Here is a 16047-nt window from a genome sequence, read left to right on the forward strand (position 1 = left end):
GGCGCAGCGTGCCATGCGACGACGACCCGTAGGACGTCTCGAGGTGCGCTGACTCAGGAACCGTCGGTCAGCCGACGGACGACGGCCTCGCCGCCCACGCGGCGGATCAGCTCCAGGTCGCCACAGACGACGAGCAGGTCACGCGCTCGGGACAGGCCCACGTAGAGCATTTCCCGAGCGCGCGCCTCGTCCCGGAAGCCGTTGACCGCCAGGACGACCGCCGGCCGCTCGAGGCCCTTGAACCCGAGGACGTGCCCGTAGAACAGGTCGTCGCCCTCCCAGAAGGTCTTCCAGTAGGCGTCCTGCCCGTCCCGCTGGCGCTCGACCTGCACCGGGTGGCGGTGGTAGGTCGTGAGCAGCGCGACCGCCTCGTGCGGCCAGCCCTCCTCGAGCAGCGCGTCGGCGGCGTCGTCGGCCACACCGACGGCGTCCTCACTCGCACACGGGACGAACCGGACGGGCACGCCGTTGCCGCCGCGGTTGCGCATCTGGGTCGGCGTCAGGCTGCTGAACGTCCCGGCGATCTGCTTGGTGTTCCGCAGGTTCTCGTTGAGGTTGACCGGCGTCAGTGCCACGGTCGGCCGGCCCTGCCGGGCGAACACCCGCTGCCCCTCGTCGGCGAAGACGTAGAGCTGCCCCTCCTCCGGTGAGCGCAGTGTCGCGACGACGGCCGGCCACCAGCTCTCGGCGAAGTCCTGCGCCTCGTCGATGACGACGGCGTCGAAGCGCTCGTCCTCGGGGAGGGCTCCGGCCAGGCTGACCATCTGCTCGGGGAGGCGGTGCTCCCAGTAGCCGCTGTCGTCGTCGGTGCCCGCGGGCACGCCCCAGTCGATGCCGAGGCCGTGGAACGTGCCGACGTAGGCCGGGCGCTCCCTCGGCCGCCAGGTGGCCACCCGCCGGCGGAGGAACTCCGCCAACCCGCGCGAGTAGCACATGACGGCGACCCGCTCCCCCGCGACGGCGAGACGGCGCGCCTTCTCCAGCGCCAGCCAGGTCTTGCCCGAGCCTGCCCCGCCGCGGATCTCGACCCGGCGGTTGCCCTCCAGCAGGTCGAGCACGCGCGCCTGGTCGCGGGTGAGCAGGTCGCACTCGGCCTCGCGCTCGTGCAGCTGGGCGAGGAGGTCCTGCTGCGGGATGCCGACCCCGGCCAGGCAGTCGACGAACGCCTCGACGTCGTCGGCGGTCGGCGGCTCGGTCTCCGTCTCGCACTGGCGCAGCGCGGACGCGACGCGGGCGGCGGCCTGCGCCAGGTTGGTCCGGTCGATGACCGTCCACCGCGGGGCGTCGGGTGCGGCGAAGCCGTCGGGGACCACGGTCGCGGGCAGCGCGACCAGGTGGACCATCCGCGGGTCGCCGGCCCGCCACCGACGGTCCTGGCGCAGGTAGTCGCGCAGCAGGTACTTGCAGCGCACCGCCTGGTCCACCGGGTGGATGCGCCGGTCCACACCGTTGCTCGACTGGCGCCACTCGGCGCCCTGCAGGGAGACGCTGCCGCCCTTGACCTCGACGACGGCGATCCCGAAGCCTGGCCAGGCGACGATGACGTCGGCCTCGCGGTCCTCGCGCCGGTCGCTGAACCGCTGACCGCACACCATGACGGCGTCGTCGGGCAACTGGTCCCGCAGAGCCTCCGCGAACTCCCGCTCCGCGTGCGACTCGAAGACCGGCTCGGCCGGGAAGACCCGCGCCGTCATGTGCACCCCCGTGGTGTCGGCCCGCCGTCGAGGGTGACAGGGCCGTCCGAGACGGTGGGGCACGCGACGCCCGTGTCGCCGTCGAACGTCTCGCGGGGTCCCAGGCGTCTCACGAGCGCGGTCCGTCGCCGGACGGACCGCCCTTCGCGGTACCACCGGCCGACCGGGCGAGGGCGCGATCGAGGTGCGCCCTCGTGCGACGACGGGTCGCCTTCTCCAGCAGCGCCACGTCGGGCACATGCACGTGCCACGACCGCGCGGAGACCTGCTCCACCCGCACCGCCGGGTCCTCCTCGGCGAAGGCCTGAGCATCGGCGGGGTCCAGGACCATCGAGATGCGGTGGGCGTGGACGTAGGCCGCGACCGGCCGGTCCTCGGCGGGGTGCAGCGTCAGGTAGCTCGGGCGGTCGGTGACCACCAGGCGGGTACGGGCCGCCAGCTTGGTCAGGAGGGTGCGCAGGGCGGGCCGGACTCGGTGCTGCTCCAACAGCTCCGCCCACCTGCCCGTGTCGGGCGTCAGCCAGCGGGACGGCGTGCGGGTCGGGCGGGTCGGCCGCACCCCCACGACCGCGGTCTCGGCCGCAGCGGCCGCGCTCCGCCGGTAGAGGCGGGCCGGGGCGCCCATGAGGCCGTCGCGCCGGTCCGCCGTCGTCCCCTCCGCCTGCTCGATGAAGCCCCCCTGGGTCATGTACCGGCGGAAGGTGTCGATGGACGGCCGCTGCTCGCCGGGCCGAGGTGGGCCGGCCACGGCGCTGTGCAGGTCGAAGAGCTCCCGGATGGAGAAGTCCGCACCGAGCAGGCGGGCCGGGTCCGGTCGCACCGCGTACTCCCGGCGGAGGTGGTCGACGGCCACGCGGACGATCGCCGGGTGATCGACGAAGGTCAGCCCGCGGACGTCGTCGACCGGCCGCAGACGGAGCCGGCCGTCGCTCAGCACCGGCTCGAGCCGGCTCCGCGGGACGACGGCGAGGTGCGCCACCGACAGGACCCAGCCGCGCGGATCGCGCTCCGGCTCGTCGAAGACGCGCAACTGCTCGATGTGCACCCCGCTGAGGGCGCCCTCCTCGAGCCCGGCCTTGGCGGCCAGTGACCGCCGGACCCCTGCCTCCAACGTCTCCCCGGGGTGGAGGAACGTACCGGGGAGCGCCCACTCGCCGTCGTCCTCGCGGAGGTGCTGGAGCACCTCGAGGCGCTGCTGGGCACGGTCGACGGTGAGGACGGCGGTGTCGACGGCGACCGACGGACGCGGGTAGTCCTGGAGCGTCCGCCCCGAGCTGTCGCGGTACCCGGAGCGCTTCCTGTTGACCATGGGCCTAGGATAGCGCTACTTTGCGCCAAGTCGCTCCCCCTCCGCAGGATCCCTCGGCCGACCGGTCGCTCCACACCGAGCAGTTCTGCGGAAAGTGTCAGACCCCCGCTCTACCGTGACACCTGCAGGCACCGCTCCACCCGCTCTCAGTATTTCTGAGCCATCGGAGGACGACATGACTACTTCCCTGGACACCCGGATCCACTGCGGGCAGGTCGAGGCACGCGGTGCACTGTCTATCGCCCCTCTGTTCAGCGACTGGCCGTCCACGCCGCGCGGCTACCTGAGCGGCACGAGCGCCTCGGTCGAGGTCTCGGAGCTGCCCACGCCCCGGATCGACCGGCTGCTCGTGCGCAACCGCGGCACCCGGCCCGCGCTCCTCGTCGAGGGCGAGCTCATGGAGGGCGGCGCCCAGCACCGCGTCCTCACCGAGACGCTCCTCGTCCCGCCGGGTCAGGTGGTGCCCGTGTCCAGCCGGTGCGTCGAGGCGCGCCGCTGGCACACGGACCTCTCGGCGCACCGGCGGCGTGCCCGCCGGGCGCCGCTGGCCGTGCAGGCCGCGACGCGGAGGGACGACGCCCAGGGCGAGGTCTGGGCCCAGGTCTCTCGATACGACGCCGTCGCGGGCCCCTCGGCCACCGAGTCGCTGCCCGAGCGGCTCGACCGGGTGGAGGCCGCGACCCGCGACCTGACTGCCGGACTGCGTCCCCTGGCCGGCCAGCGCGGCGTCATCATCGGCATCGGGGGCCGTCCCGCCGCCCTGCACCTGTACGACAGCAGGACGACCCTCCTCGACAGCTGGGACGCCCTGCTGCAGGCTGCGGCGCTCGACGCCGTCGGGACACCACCGGTCCGGATGCCCGCTGCCCGTGCCCGAGCCCTCGCGGAGCGGGTCGAACGGACGCCGCTGCGCGAGGTCCCGACGCCCGGGCTGGGCCGCCGGCTCGAAGGTGGGTCCCGGGTCCGCGTCGACACCCTGCACTGGAACGGCCGCACCGTCGCCCTGACCGCCCTCGTCCTGGAGGCCTGAGATGACCGCCCCCCTCTCCCGCCGGCACCGAGTCGCCGGCGCCCTCGTCGGCTCGGCCGTCGGCGACGCCCTCGGCGCACCGTTCGAGTTCGGACCGCCCGGCCGCTTCTCCGCCGACTTCCCCTCCCCGGCCCGTGGGGCCCGCACCGAGATGCGCGGTGGTGGCTCACTCGGCTGGGAGCCCGGCGAGTTCACCGACGACACCCAGATGGCGCTGCTCGTGGCCACCTCGCTGGTCGAGCACGGGGGGCTCTACGAGGCCGACGTCTTCGACCGCTTCCGCGCCTGGGCCGCGGCCGGCCCGCCGGACGTCGGCATCCAGACCAGCGCCGTCCTCCGCTCCGGCCTGCCGTGGGACCAGGCCGCGGCGGAGCACTTCGCGCGGACCGGTCGCGCGGCCGGAAACGGGTCGCTCATGCGGACGACGCCGGCGGCCATCTGGTTCTCCCGGTTCGGAACCGAGGCCACCGTGGACGCCGCCCGGCGCATCTCGGCTCTCACGCACGGCGACCCGTCGGCCGGCGAGGGCTGCGCCGTCTTCCACGAGCTCGTGCGTGTCGCCCTCGACGACGGCGACCCGCTGGCCGCCGTCCCTGCGGCCCTGTCGCTGGTTTCGGAGGAGCACCGCGGCAAGTGGTCCGCCGTCCTCGCGGAGGACTGGACGCCGCGGAAGGCGACCGAGTCCAACGGCGCCGTGTGGCCGACGCTCGGTCAGGCCCTGTGGGCGCTCCGGCGCGGCAGGGACTTCGCCGAGGTCATGCGGCTGGTCATCGACCTCGGCGGCGACACCGACACGGTCGCCTGTGTCGCCGGTGGCCTCGCCGGGGCCGTGTACGGGATCACCGGCATCCCGGCGCGCTGGGCGACGGCCGTGCACGGCACCGTCCCCGGATACGGGGACAAAGTGTGGCGGCCGGCCGGGCTGCAGGAGCTGGCCACCGCTCTCGACGGCGGCCCGCTGGTCACGTACGACCCGGGCCCCACACAGCGGCTCGGCCCGACCGAGGTCATCGACGGCCTCTGGGCCGCCGACCTGGACGGTGCCCGGTACGCCGACGAGGACTTCGCCGTCGTCTCCCTCTGCCGGCTCGGCGAGCCCTTCCCCCACGAGGTGAACCGGCTGGTCTACCTGACCGACGACGATCACAATCCGGATCTCGACGGCCTGCTGGACGACGTCCTCGGCGACATGAAGGCGTTCCGTGAGGAGGGGCACCGCGTCCTCGTGCACTGTCACGGCGGGGCGTCGCGCACCGGCTTCATCCTCTGCGCCTGGCTGATCCGCGAGAAGTGCATGGACGTCGAGGAGGCCACCGAGTCCGTCCGCGAGCGCTGGCCGCACCTCGGTCTGTGGAACGAGAGCTTCACCGCGGCGCTGCACCGGCTGGCCGACCGCCGCGACTGCCGTACCGACGAGGAGGACGTGTGAGCACGCTGCAGGAGCACCTCGACGACCTGGACCCCGCCCCGGCGATCAGGGCGCTCGCCCTGGCGATCGCCCGGCAGCGGTCCGTCGACGCCGGCCGGCGCGACGACTACGTCAGCCTCGCCCCGCCGCAGTCGGAGATCGCCGTCTACCTGCACCGCAACCGCGTCTCCATCGCGCTGCCGCCGGAGAAGGCGGGCACGGCCGCACTGCAGATCGAGGGCGCAACACTCCAGGACAAGGAGTCGACCGTCTACCTGCGAGTGGGCGCCGACGTCCTGGCCGAGCACACGAACGACATGACCAGTTGGGCGCTTGCTGCCTACGACTGGAAGGCCGCGGGGCCGATGTCAAGCCACAGCGGCAGTGCGAAGTCAGCGGCGTCGCAACGGCCGGAGAAGTTCTGTCCCGTGCACCACGTTCCGCTCTCCCCGAGCGGCGTGTGCTTCTCGTGCGCCTGAGGGACGTGGCCGCGGCCGGCGGTCGGTCGTCATCGGCCGTCACCCGTGTGCCGGATACCGAAGACATGAGGGCCGTGCGCTACTGACCGCCGGACCTGATCAGGCAAGCCGAGGGCGACGACCCCGACAGCTAGCCGGCCGCCGTCCGGGCGGCCCATGAACGACGACGACATGGCGACGGTCGGCGCGGCCGTGGCCGAGGGATGAGAGGACGGGACGGATGACGACACTCGAGGAGCGCAAGGAGATGGGCAGCGGCCCGCTGTCGAGCCGCTATGACGAGGCGCTGGCATACGCGTCGGAGCACCACCGCAAGCAGCTGCGAAAGGGCTCGCGGGTGCCCTACCTGACGCACCTCATGAGCGTCAGCGCGCTGGTCCTCGAGCACGGCGGCAGCGAGGACCAGGCGATCGCCGGGTTGCTGCACGATGCCGTCGAGGACGCGCCGAAGGGCACCGGCGGCACGGTCCTGACCGAGATCCGTGAGCGCTTCGGCGAGGACGTCGCGGACATAGTGCGAGCCTGCTCGGACGGGCTGGACGCCGACGGCAACCGCAGGGGCACGTGGGCCGAGCGGAAGCGGCCGTACGTCGCCGGGCTGAGTGACAAGCCCCTCGACGCCCTGCTCGTGACCGCAGCGGACAAGACGCACAACGGGCTGTGCATCGCCGCAGACGTCCGCCGGTACGGGCAGGACTTCTGGAAGACGTTCAACGCCTCACGTGACGAGCTGCTCTGGTACTACACGAGCGTCGAGCAGGCGGTCGCGCAGCGGCTGCCGGGTCACTCGATCACCGTGGCGCTGCACCGGGCGGTCGACGACCTGCTGGCCGCGGCCGGCGCCGACCGCGCGTCCGTCGCCACGGAACTCCCCACGCGACACCAGGCATGACAGCGCCCTGATCCCTCGTCGTCAGCCAGTTCATCCAGCGTGCGCCCGCTGCGGCGATCACCCGACTCACCTGCGGAGGCCCCGACATGGCGTTGCCCACCTGTCCGGTCTGCGACAGCGGCGATCTCGACGGGGTCGAGAAGCTCCCCGATGGTCGCCTGGTGGTCCGCTGCCTTGCCTGCGACCACGAGTGGGTACGCGGCGAGGCTCTCGTCCCCGCCAAGCCGGCATTGGCGGCCAGCTACGAGAGCCTCAAAGGCGCCTTCCCCACGGCTGACGACGTGCGCCCCCAGGTCCGCCAGCGCGTCGAAGCGCTGATCGACACCTTTCTCGAGACGCAACCGCAGACGGACCCGCAGGTAGCTCCGTACTGGGCGAAGTACCAGCAGATCTTCAGCGAGGACGGCCTGTGGGAGGCCGATCCGGAGGACCTCAAGGCGTTCGCCAACAACAGCGTCGGGGCTCATCCCGGAAACATGTCTGTGTTCAACCAGGGCTGGAACGAGATGGGCACCGAGAAGGCCGCCCAGCGGCTCCGGCGGACGATCGACCACCTGCTCCGCGGTCCTGCCGGCACTCGACTCGAGGACCGCTTCACCGACCTCGTCGAGGAGCGCAGGGGCCTGGGCATGGTCGGCTTCAAGGAGTCCCTGCTCACCCGGGTCCTCTGCGTCGTAGAGCCGAACCGCTTCCTGCCGATCCTCAAGTACTCCACGCCATCCGGTGGCAAGAAGGAGATCGCCCTGCTCGTGTACGGCCTGGACTTGCCGGCACGCGAGAAGGTCTCGTGGACGATCGGGCGACTGGTCGCCTGGAGCAACGATCTCCTGGTCGGCCTGCTGCGAGAGCGCTTCACCGACCTCCAGCACGCATCCGCGTTCCTGTGGTGGGCCAAGGACCAGGCCCCGGCAGGCGCCTGACAGCGATCGGCGTCGCCCGGGTCACGGGCCCTCGTGCGCACCCCACCGGTGGAGCGCGTCCAAGACCTCCTGCCACTCAGACGTCCGACGCGTCGTCCCGGCGACCTTCCGCACCTGTCCCTCCAGCCGGGCCAGCGCCTCCGCTAGCTCCCGCTCTGCGGGATCGTCGAGAAGGTCGGCATACCTGCGGTCGAGCAAGTGCGCCGACTCGCGCGACGCCAGGACCGCCACTCGGTCGAGGAGGATCTCGAGATCGCGACCGGCGGCCGTCAACCGCCGCTGGCGCTGATCGTCCGACTCCTCAGGGGGAGCCGCAGGACCAACGGCCACCGACTCGAACTCGGGATGCCACAGGCGGGCCGTGAGGTCGTCCCGCTCGAGCATCAGCAGGGTTCCCATGGTGGTCCTGGCGCCATGGTCCTCGTTGAGGGAAGCCACCTCATGCACCAGGCGGATGACGTTGTCGTCGGTCATCGAGGCGCCGACGACGAGGAGGTGCTTTGTCATCAATGTCGCCTGGAGGACGCTCGCTAGTGGACGTTGCGTGGCGTCGTAGCGGACGAACGAACGGCGGTCCAGGACGATGTCGTGCGGCCGCCGGGCGTCGCCGTGCATCTTGACCAGCCAACTGCGGCCTTGGGTGAGCGTGGTCCGCGCGTCTGCGCCCGGAAGGACCAAGGGGACGTCCCGGCCGTTCACCGCCTTGACCGCCTTCTCATACAGGTCGTCGAAGTTGGTGGTCACTACCTGTTCGACACCTAATGCCGCTAGCAGTACGTGTCCGAGTGCGTACCGGGTCGGGTTGCCGAGGGCGTCGACGACGTGCTCACCGAGGCTCTTGCCAGCCGGCCGGCGGCCTCCTCCGCTGGCCGGAGCACCGGCCAGCCGACGCAGGACCTCCGCTGCGTCGAGCGGGTTGAGCCGCATGAGGGCATCAACTCCGCCCGGGACGTCCATCCGTCGGGCCACTGCCGACAGCAGCCCGCGCCAGGTGGGGAGTCCGGCCGCGACACCCGTACCGGCACCCATGAACAGGGCAAGGTCCCCGCTGCGCGCACGTTCAGCCAGACGCGAGGCCAGCCCGTCCTGTCGGCCGGGCAGCGGAGGGAGGCCCATGGCGCGACGTTGCGCCTGCAGGGCCGAGTAGTCCGATCGGCTAGCTGCGACGATCACGACGTCCAGACCGTCTGGCCCCTTTTGCGCCTCCTCGAGGAGGCCGCGGATGACGGCGCCCCGCTGCCTCCCGTGGCCACCGCCACCGACACCAATGACGGGAAGCGCGATCCGTCGGGGACGCCCTGTCGGCCTCTCACCGGAGTCCCCCACGGCCCGGAGGACCTGCCGCATCCCGTCTCGGAGCCACTCGACGTCCCCACCGGCCAACGCACCGACGTGCAGCAACCAGCGTGACGGCCCGTCGCCAGGTCGACCGTGAGGATCCAGTCGGAGGTACCTGCGCTCATCGTCCAGTGGCACGATCCTCTGCCGCTCGGGAACCGCGCTGTCCCAGCCGAGGGTGCGCCACCAGCGCCGCCGCACGCCCGCTGGACCGCGCTGGTCCGTGGAGACAATGACGTCGTCACAGTGCAGCGCGTCGAGGGTGCCGGGGACGACGAAGACATGAGCTGCCACACCCGCATCCTGTCGCGGCACCACGGACAGCCATCAGCCCGCTACCCTCACGGTGGGCCGCTGCCACACATGGCGCCGGCAGGTTCCTGACCTCCTCGGCGCGCTCGAGGAGCCAGCCAGGACGCATCAGGCGCGTCCAGACTCCGTGAGGAGCACCTGCGCCCCATCCGTCCCCTGTGCAGCCGCGGTCCCGGACACCCCATCGGGCGGCGATGTCGCGGATCCGGCCCACCTACCTTTCGGCGGTACGTCAGGCCAGGACCGCACGTCGAGAGGAACCGACCGTGACGCGTGGCGACATTGAGCGCACCTCGTTCAACGAGGAAGTCGCACCCTTCATCGCGGCGGCTATCGGCGTCCCGGAGCGCTCACCCGACGGCCAGTCCGACCGGTTCGCCTACTTCGCCGACGACACCCGCTTCCTCGTCGTCGCCGGACCGCAGGAAGGTGATGCCGTCCAGCTGGCGCTGGCGTACGGCATGACCTGGGCCGGTGACCGCCGGCTCGTCCTGGCCCTCCCCCACGCCCATTCCACGGCCACCGCACAGCGCATCCCCTGGTTCAGCGACGCGCACCGTCCCGAGCTGTGGCTGCACGACGGCGCCACAGTCCGGCCGGCACCCGTGCTCGACCGGACGGCAGCGATCGCCGCCCTCGGCGCACGCCTGGAGGACGGCGACGTCCGCACGGACTTCACCGCCGCGTCGACCGCCCTGCACCTCGGCGCCCGTGCCGGTGCGGTCGACCTGCTCGTCGACTGGGCGACCCGCGACTCCCGGCTGGACTCCGCACACCGGCAGAACGAGCGCGCGTGGCACTGCTCGGGGCAGCGGGTGCTGTCCGTCCGCGGCCGGCGGGGCGGGGTGCGTGTGCTCGCCGGCATCCACGGCAGTACCGACGACCGCGCACCCCTCGCGCTCGAACTGGATCACGGAACCCGGCTGACCGACGAGCAGCTCACTGAGGTCAGGGCCGCGGTCGAGGCGGGGATCGCCCGGCGTCTCCAACCGGGCGAGGGGTCGCTGCACCGTCCCGACGAGCACTGGCTGCAGGCCGTCCTGCGACGCCGCCCCCACCGGGTCGGCATCGAGCAGCCGGCGCTCCGCGAGGTGCCGGCCTGGCGTCCGCGCGACACTCCTGCACGCTGGAGCCGCGGCTACGTCGACCTGCTGGGGCTCGACGGTCACGGTGACCTGCGCGTCGTCGAGACCAAGCTGGCCAGCAACGACGACGCCCTCCTCGTGCTCCAGGGCCTCGACTACCTCACCTGGGCCCAGGCCTACCGCGACGTGCTCGCAGACCGTCTCGGTGCCTCGCCGGCGGCCCGCCTGGTCCTCGACCTGGTCGTCGGTGCCGACGCGGATGGCCAGGTCGCCCTGTCCCGGTACAGCGCCGCCCTGCTGGCCGCCCTCGCCGACGACGTCGCCTGGTCGGTGCAGGCCGTGACCGACTGGTTCGGCCCGGACGCGAGCCCGTCCGTGGTTTCCCCCGCCGAGCGGACCGTGCCCGCCGAGTGGACGGAGCCCGCCAGGACGGGTGACGACGCCTTCCGCACCGCCTGCCGTGCGACGGCCGTCCGCTGGAAGAAGCGGACCGTCGCGCTGCCGGATGACGCTCGTCGCCCGGCGCCGTATTGGGGCGGCCCGTCGTCCGTTCCGCTGCCCTTCTGCCTGCCGGTCGAGCACGCTGCGGCCAACCTGCTCCCCGACGTCCGCGAGGAGGCGCTGTCCCTCTTCGCCGAGCTGGGCATCCCCTGGCACCGGGGCCACGGCGCCGGGCCCGGCAACCACCTGCTGTCCTCGCAGGTGCAGTGCGTCAACGCGCTCACCCGCATGGTCCGTGACCCCGCTCGGCTGCAGAAGGCGTTCGGCGCGGTCCTCGATGTCGCCGAGGTGCTGCCCATCGAGCCGGGACGTCACCTAACGTTCGAGTTCATCGGCTCGGCCGACGTCCTGGGCGAGGCGCGGGGCGGCAGCCGGACCCGCGGTGCTCAAAACACCAGTGTCGACGCCGCCTTCCTGTACCGGACGTCCGAAGGCGAGACCGAGCTCGCGCTCGTCGAGTGGAAGTACACCGAGGAGTACCGGCGCGGCCGCCCGGCCGACCCGGCGAAGGACGCCGTGCGGCGGCAGCGCTACCACCACCTGTGGGCGGCGGACGACGGCCCGCTGCACACGGACGTGGTCCCGTTCGAGGACATGCTGGCAGAGCCCTTCTACCAGCTGATGCGCCAGCAGCTCCTCGCCCACGAGCTGGAGGCGCGAGGAGAGCTGGGCGCCTCGGCGGTGCGGGTCGTCCACGTGCTACCGCCGGGCAACAGCGCCTACCAGGCCAGCCTCACCCGGGACAGCCAGCGCCGGGCAGGCTCGACGGTCGACGAGGTCTGGACGCGGCTGCTGCGCCGGCCCGACCGGTTCCGCCACTTGGACCCTGCGGTCTTCTGCGACCCGGCGGTCACCTCAGACGACTACGTCGCCCGCTACTCGGCGGACATCGCGTGACCGGCTACGGCCGCGCTGCGCTGGAAGAACTCCGGGCGGTGCACGGCGTGCTGCAAGCCATCGACCTCGCCACGGGCACGGGCCTCGAGGAGGCCGTGGCCTCACAGTGCGTCACCGAGGGCGTGGAGGAGCACGCGGACGTGGTAACGGCGCTGGTGCAGTCGGCGCTGTCATTGCGGGTCGTCCAGCGAGCCGCCGCGCGGGAGCACTGGCGCGAGATGTACGTCGGCACGGTGCAGGCCGACGGCACCGTGCTCGAGGGCTACGTCGACCTCGTCTATCGGGAGGACGACGGCTCCCTCGTGGTGGTCGACTACAAGACCGACGCCATCCCGGCCGGCGCGCTCCCCGCACGGGCGCGGTACTACGCGCCTCAGCAGCTGGCCTACGCCTCCGGACTGACCGCAGCCACTGGGAAGCCCGTCGATCCCGTGCTCGTGTTCGCTGCACCGGACACGGCGGTCGTGGTCCCCCTCTCCGGGACCGCGTCGTGACCGGCCTCCGGGACGCCCAGGACGGCACGACCGTCGACGTCCTCGACCGGGTCGAGGAGAAGACCCGCGGGCGACTGCGCTCCTATCTCAGCTCCCGTGACGACTGGAACCAGTCGGCCAGCCTCAAGAGCCTCACCGAGCACGCGGTGCGGGACTACGAGCACCGGGCGCTCGTCGAACTGCTGCAGAACGCGCACGACGCCCAGGCACCGGGCGATCGGGCCGGCCGGGTGCTCATCCGGCTGGACGAGGACGAGGAGGCACACGGCGTCCTCTACGTCGCCAACAGCGGTCGCGGCCTCTCCGACAGCAACTTCGACGCGATCACCGACATCGCCCGGTCGGACAAGCGGCCCGAGGAGGGCATCGGCAACAAGGGGATCGGCTTCAAGAGCGTCCTGCAGCTGAGCCGTCGACCCGAGGTCTTCTCGCTGCGGCACGACGCCCCCGACCCGGAGGCCCGGGGCTACTGCTTCGGCTTCGCCGCGGACGACGACATCGCGCGCGCCCTGGAGGCGCTCGGTCACGGAGCCGACGACGTCGAGAGGCTCACCGAGGACGTCGTCCGCGACGTCTTCCCGCTGTGCCTCCCGGCCCCGCGCCCCGATCTGCCCGAGGCCGTCCGCCAGCTCTTCGCTTCCGGTTACGTCACCGTGGTACGGCTGCCCCTGACCAGCGCCGAGACCGCGGACGACGCGCGCACGCAGATCGAGCAGCTCACCGACGGCCCGCCGGTCCTGCTGTTCCTGCGCCGCGTCGCCGAGCTGGTCGTCGAGACCGTGTCGGGGGAGACCGCGAGCCAGAGCGTGCTGCTCCGCACGGAGGCTGACCATGCCGGGTCGGGGCCGGCCACGGTGGTCCGTGTCGAGCTGGGCTACGCCGGCACCTGGGCGCTCGCCGAGCAGGCCGTGCCGGAGGCGCTGTCCGCGACGCGGTCGACCGCAGCATCGCCGGGGGTCACATCAGCGACGGGTGGCGCGACTGGACCGGTGAGATCCGCGTGTCCCTGGCACTGCGGCTCGACGAGGAGCTCGCCGAGGGCCGTCTCTACACGTTCCTGCCCATGGGACCCGACGCGGTGGCGCCGCTCCCCGCGCACGTCAATGCTCCCTTCTTCGCGCGCCTGGCCCGTGTAGACCTCGAGGCCACCGTGCCGCTCAACGACCTGCTGCTGGACCAGGTCGCCGAGCTCGGTGCGCGGCTCCTGCTGACCCCTGCCGACGACGAGCTCCCCGTACCGCCGGAGTCGCTGATCGACCTCCTCTCCTGGCGCAGGCCGGAGCACGCGCGGATCGTGCGGGCGTTCGAGCGACTCGGATCGTCGGTCGCCACAGCGGACGTCGTCCCCCTGCAGGCCCCTGAGCGGGCGAGGGGATCCCTGGCGACCGCACATCTGTGGGCCGACCACGATCGATCCGTGCTAACGGGCGAGGAGCTGGTCCGGCACGCCGGCGCCCGTCTCGTCCTGCGGGTGTCCCCCGAGCGGGCAGCGCGACTCGACGCCGCGGCTCGTGTGCTGGCCGGCCGGGAGCTCGCTCCGCGGCCCGGCGTCGTCGCCGACTGGGCTGAGGCAGTCGCTGGGAGCCTGGGGAAGCGCGGAGCCCCGCCGGAGATTTGGGGCACCTTCTACGACGAGCTCGCCGCGGTCGTCCCGGACCGTGCCGTGCTCCGCGGCCGCAAGATCCTCATCGACGATCACGGAGCGGTCCGCCGGTGCAACGGGGCGGAGGACCCCCGACGCAGGGCCGAGGCGTTCTTCTCGCCACGGTCGACCGGCGACGAGCCCGGTGGAGCGGAGGACATCAAGCTCCCGACGCGGCTGCGCCAGAACGTCTTCTTCGTGTCGCAGGCGATCGACTGGAACCCCCGGACAGGTCGTGTGGCGAGCAAGCGACCGGGCCGCGCTCTCCTCGAGGACGGCCTGGTGCAGGAGTACCGCGCGGACGCGCTGCTGCCCGTCATCTCCGAGGTCCTGCACCGCCGTCAGGCGGCCGTCGCCCAGGACGTCCTGCAGTGGACCTTCCGCTTCTCGACCACGCGGGACGAGGTCCCGTGGCGGGAGATCAGCAGGATGCGGCTGCTCGTCCCCCTCCGAAACGGCTCTTGGGCGCCAGCCGACGAGACCCTGCTTTCGGTCGAGTGGAGCGGCACGGACGTCGAGGTCCTCGACCAGTTGCTGCAGAGAACGGCCGGGACGTCCGCCGAGCTCGATGCCCTGGCCGGCTCTCTGGTGGCTCCGCCGTCGGACCCCCGGTTCGGCGACCTGCCGCAGGACGGTCTTCGCGATTTCCTCACCCGGATCGGGGTCCGGACAGGACTGGCGCCCGTGCCGATCGTCGGCACCCTCCGAATCCAGGGCCGCCAGCTCAGCGCCCCTGCCGCGCTCGTCGAAGCGGGACTCACTAGGCCGACGAGCGCCGTCCTGGCTGCGGCCGTCGACCAGCGCGCGCTGGGAGCGGCCCGCCCCTACACCGACTACGTTGCCACGAAGCCGCTCTACCGGCTGCCGGGCCAGGACGACTACGAGAGCTTCCCCCCGGCTGCCCGCATGGCCTATGCGTCACTCATCGCCTCCGGCCTGCCGTGCTGGCAGGACGAGGTCTTCACAATCCCCATGGCGCGGCCGTCGGATCGACGTGAGGCCTTCCGCCTGTCCAGCCCTCTGCGCGCCTTCCTCACCGAGGTCCCGTGGGTGCCGGTCAGCCCGCCCGGCAACCGGACCGACATCGAGTACGTCCGCTGCCGGGACGCGTGGTCCCAGGCCGACGACGCCCCGCCCTTCCTGGTAGTCATCGCCCGGCAGGTCCGCCGGGTCGTACACGCGTCACCGGCGACCGAGCGGCGTGCGCGGGAGCTCGGCGTCCGCCTGTGGGACGCGCCCGGGACCGCGGCCGACCGGGTGCTCCTGCTGGCGGACCTGTGGGAGCGCGGAGCGGTCGGCGACACCGTCGTCCACAACTTCAGGAGCGCGTACGAGGAGGCGTGGACCGACTTCGTCGGGTCCACGTCGCGCGGGACCCCCTTCGACGGCGCCACGAGAGCGGCCGTGGTGGTCACCCGAGGCACACGGCTGGAGGTCGTGGACCTGCTTGATCCCGCTGGGGAGACCGTCTACGTGCAGGACGGCGACGCACGTCAGACGATGCAGCTGCTCGAGCAGAGCGAGGCCCTCGTCGTGCCGATCCGCGGTCCGCGTCAGGAGCAGATCGCCCGCCGCCTACAGGAGGCGTTCCCCGCGCGGGTCCGCAGGGTCTCGGAGCTGCAGGTGACCGTCTCGGTCGACGGTCAGCCGTTCCGCCCGGGATCCGATCGGCCCCTGCTCGTCGGCGCCGATCACTCGTGGTTCGTCGACCTGGTGGCCGCCGTCGTGGAGCTGCGCGGCAGCAGCTTTCGCCGCACGACTCCGGAAGCGCTCCGACGCGTCGTCGCCCGGCTCCGTCGCATCCGCCTGGCCTGGGCTCGCGACCTTTGCACACAGGTCGACGGACGGGACGTCGAGTTCGGTCGAGGGTCCCGGTCCCAGGCGATCCAGGACGAGGAGAACCCCACCGTCCTCCTGGTGGACGACGGGACGGGCGAAGCAACCGCGCTGGAGCGGGCTGCCGCGTCGGTGTGCGAGCTGATCGGCCACCCGGAGCTCGCTGCTGACCTGCGTCTCGTCCTGATGGACCTGCGCGCGGGCGGACAC

Annotated in this window: 11 protein-coding genes; 8 read left to right on the plus strand and 3 right to left on the minus strand. The window is 72.4% G+C overall.

The genetic code is table 11. The features are described 5' to 3' along the window. Positions 1 to 53 precede the first annotated feature (53 nt). Positions 54 to 1694 carry a nuclease-related domain-containing DEAD/DEAH box helicase gene (locus CHC04_RS12395; RefSeq protein WP_089404238.1) on the minus strand — a complete coding sequence of 547 codons (1641 nt, stop codon included), beginning with the start codon at positions 1692 to 1694 and terminating at the stop codon, positions 54 to 56. Between the two features lie 109 nt (positions 1695 to 1803). Further along, positions 1804 to 3003, minus strand: coding sequence for an NUDIX hydrolase (locus CHC04_RS24160; protein ID WP_176449975.1), 1200 nt, complete (start codon positions 3001 to 3003; stop codon positions 1804 to 1806). Between the two features lie 175 nt (positions 3004 to 3178). Here CHC04_RS24160 and CHC04_RS12405 point away from each other — a divergent pair, with 175 nt between their 5' ends. From CHC04_RS12405 to CHC04_RS12425, 5 genes are all read left to right on the plus strand, one after another. Further along, positions 3179 to 4033, plus strand: coding sequence for an ARPP-1 family domain-containing protein (locus CHC04_RS12405; RefSeq protein ID WP_089404239.1), 855 nt, complete (start codon positions 3179 to 3181; stop codon positions 4031 to 4033). Between the two features lies 1 nt (position 4034). After that, positions 4035 to 5462: an ADP-ribosylglycohydrolase family protein gene (locus CHC04_RS12410; RefSeq protein WP_089404240.1), complete on the plus strand. Its 1428-nt coding sequence runs from the start codon at positions 4035 to 4037 to the stop codon at positions 5460 to 5462. After that, positions 5459 to 5920 carry a hypothetical protein gene (locus CHC04_RS12415; RefSeq protein ID WP_089404241.1) on the plus strand — a complete coding sequence of 154 codons (462 nt, stop codon included), beginning with the start codon at positions 5459 to 5461 and terminating at the stop codon, positions 5918 to 5920. The genes CHC04_RS12410 and CHC04_RS12415 overlap by 4 nt, the downstream gene beginning before the upstream one ends. 220 nt (positions 5921 to 6140) lie before the next feature. Continuing rightward, a complete protein-coding gene (locus CHC04_RS12420; protein WP_217897333.1) occupies positions 6141 to 6812 on the plus strand; it encodes an HD domain-containing protein in 672 nt (223 codons plus the stop codon). An 86-nt stretch (positions 6813 to 6898) separates the two neighbouring features. Beyond that, positions 6899 to 7732, plus strand: coding sequence for a hypothetical protein (locus tag CHC04_RS12425; protein ID WP_089404242.1), 834 nt, complete (start codon positions 6899 to 6901; stop codon positions 7730 to 7732). A 21-nt stretch (positions 7733 to 7753) separates the two neighbouring features. Here the strand turns inward: CHC04_RS12425 and CHC04_RS12430 are convergent, their stop codons facing one another. After that, positions 7754 to 8905 (minus strand): SIR2 family protein, encoded by a 1152-nt coding sequence (locus CHC04_RS12430; protein WP_176449976.1) that lies wholly within the window; start codon positions 8903 to 8905, stop codon positions 7754 to 7756. A 743-nt stretch (positions 8906 to 9648) separates the two neighbouring features. Here CHC04_RS12430 and CHC04_RS24575 point away from each other — a divergent pair. From CHC04_RS24575 to CHC04_RS24940, 3 genes are read left to right on the plus strand one after another with little or no spacing between them, the layout of a single operon-like run. Then, positions 9649 to 11865 carry a PGN_0703 family putative restriction endonuclease gene (locus CHC04_RS24575; protein ID WP_217897334.1) on the plus strand — a complete coding sequence of 739 codons (2217 nt, stop codon included), beginning with the start codon at positions 9649 to 9651 and terminating at the stop codon, positions 11863 to 11865. Beyond that, positions 11862 to 12359, plus strand: a complete 498-nt coding sequence (locus tag CHC04_RS24580; RefSeq protein WP_217897335.1) for a PD-(D/E)XK nuclease family protein — start codon at positions 11862 to 11864, stop codon at positions 12357 to 12359. Before CHC04_RS24575 ends, CHC04_RS24580 begins: the two co-directional genes overlap by 4 nt. Next, a complete protein-coding gene (locus tag CHC04_RS24940) occupies positions 12356 to 13495 on the plus strand; it encodes a sacsin N-terminal ATP-binding-like domain-containing protein (protein WP_089404244.1) in 1140 nt (379 codons plus the stop codon). Before CHC04_RS24580 ends, CHC04_RS24940 begins: the two co-directional genes overlap by 4 nt. The last annotated feature ends 2552 nt before the right edge of the window (positions 13496 to 16047 follow it).

The sequence above is a fragment of the Geodermatophilus saharensis genome (assembly GCF_900188205.1).
Classification (GTDB): Bacteria; Actinomycetota; Actinomycetes; order Mycobacteriales; family Geodermatophilaceae; genus Geodermatophilus; species Geodermatophilus saharensis.

Excerpts from the sequence above, each read along its gene's own strand:
- CHC04_RS12405 (WP_089404239.1), top strand. The coding sequence starts at position 3,179 with ATGACTACTTCCCTGGACACCCGGATCCACTGCGGGCAGGTCGAGGCA.
- CHC04_RS12395 (WP_089404238.1), bottom strand. The coding sequence starts at position 1,694 with ATGACGGCGCGGGTCTTCCCGGCCGAGCCGGTCTTCGAGTCGCACGCG.
- CHC04_RS12420 (WP_217897333.1), top strand. The coding sequence starts at position 6,141 with ATGACGACACTCGAGGAGCGCAAGGAGATGGGCAGCGGCCCGCTGTCG.
- CHC04_RS12425 (WP_089404242.1), top strand. The coding sequence starts at position 6,899 with ATGGCGTTGCCCACCTGTCCGGTCTGCGACAGCGGCGATCTCGACGGG.
- CHC04_RS12410 (WP_089404240.1), top strand. The coding sequence starts at position 4,035 with ATGACCGCCCCCCTCTCCCGCCGGCACCGAGTCGCCGGCGCCCTCGTC.
- CHC04_RS24160 (WP_176449975.1), bottom strand. The coding sequence starts at position 3,003 with ATGGTCAACAGGAAGCGCTCCGGGTACCGCGACAGCTCGGGGCGGACG.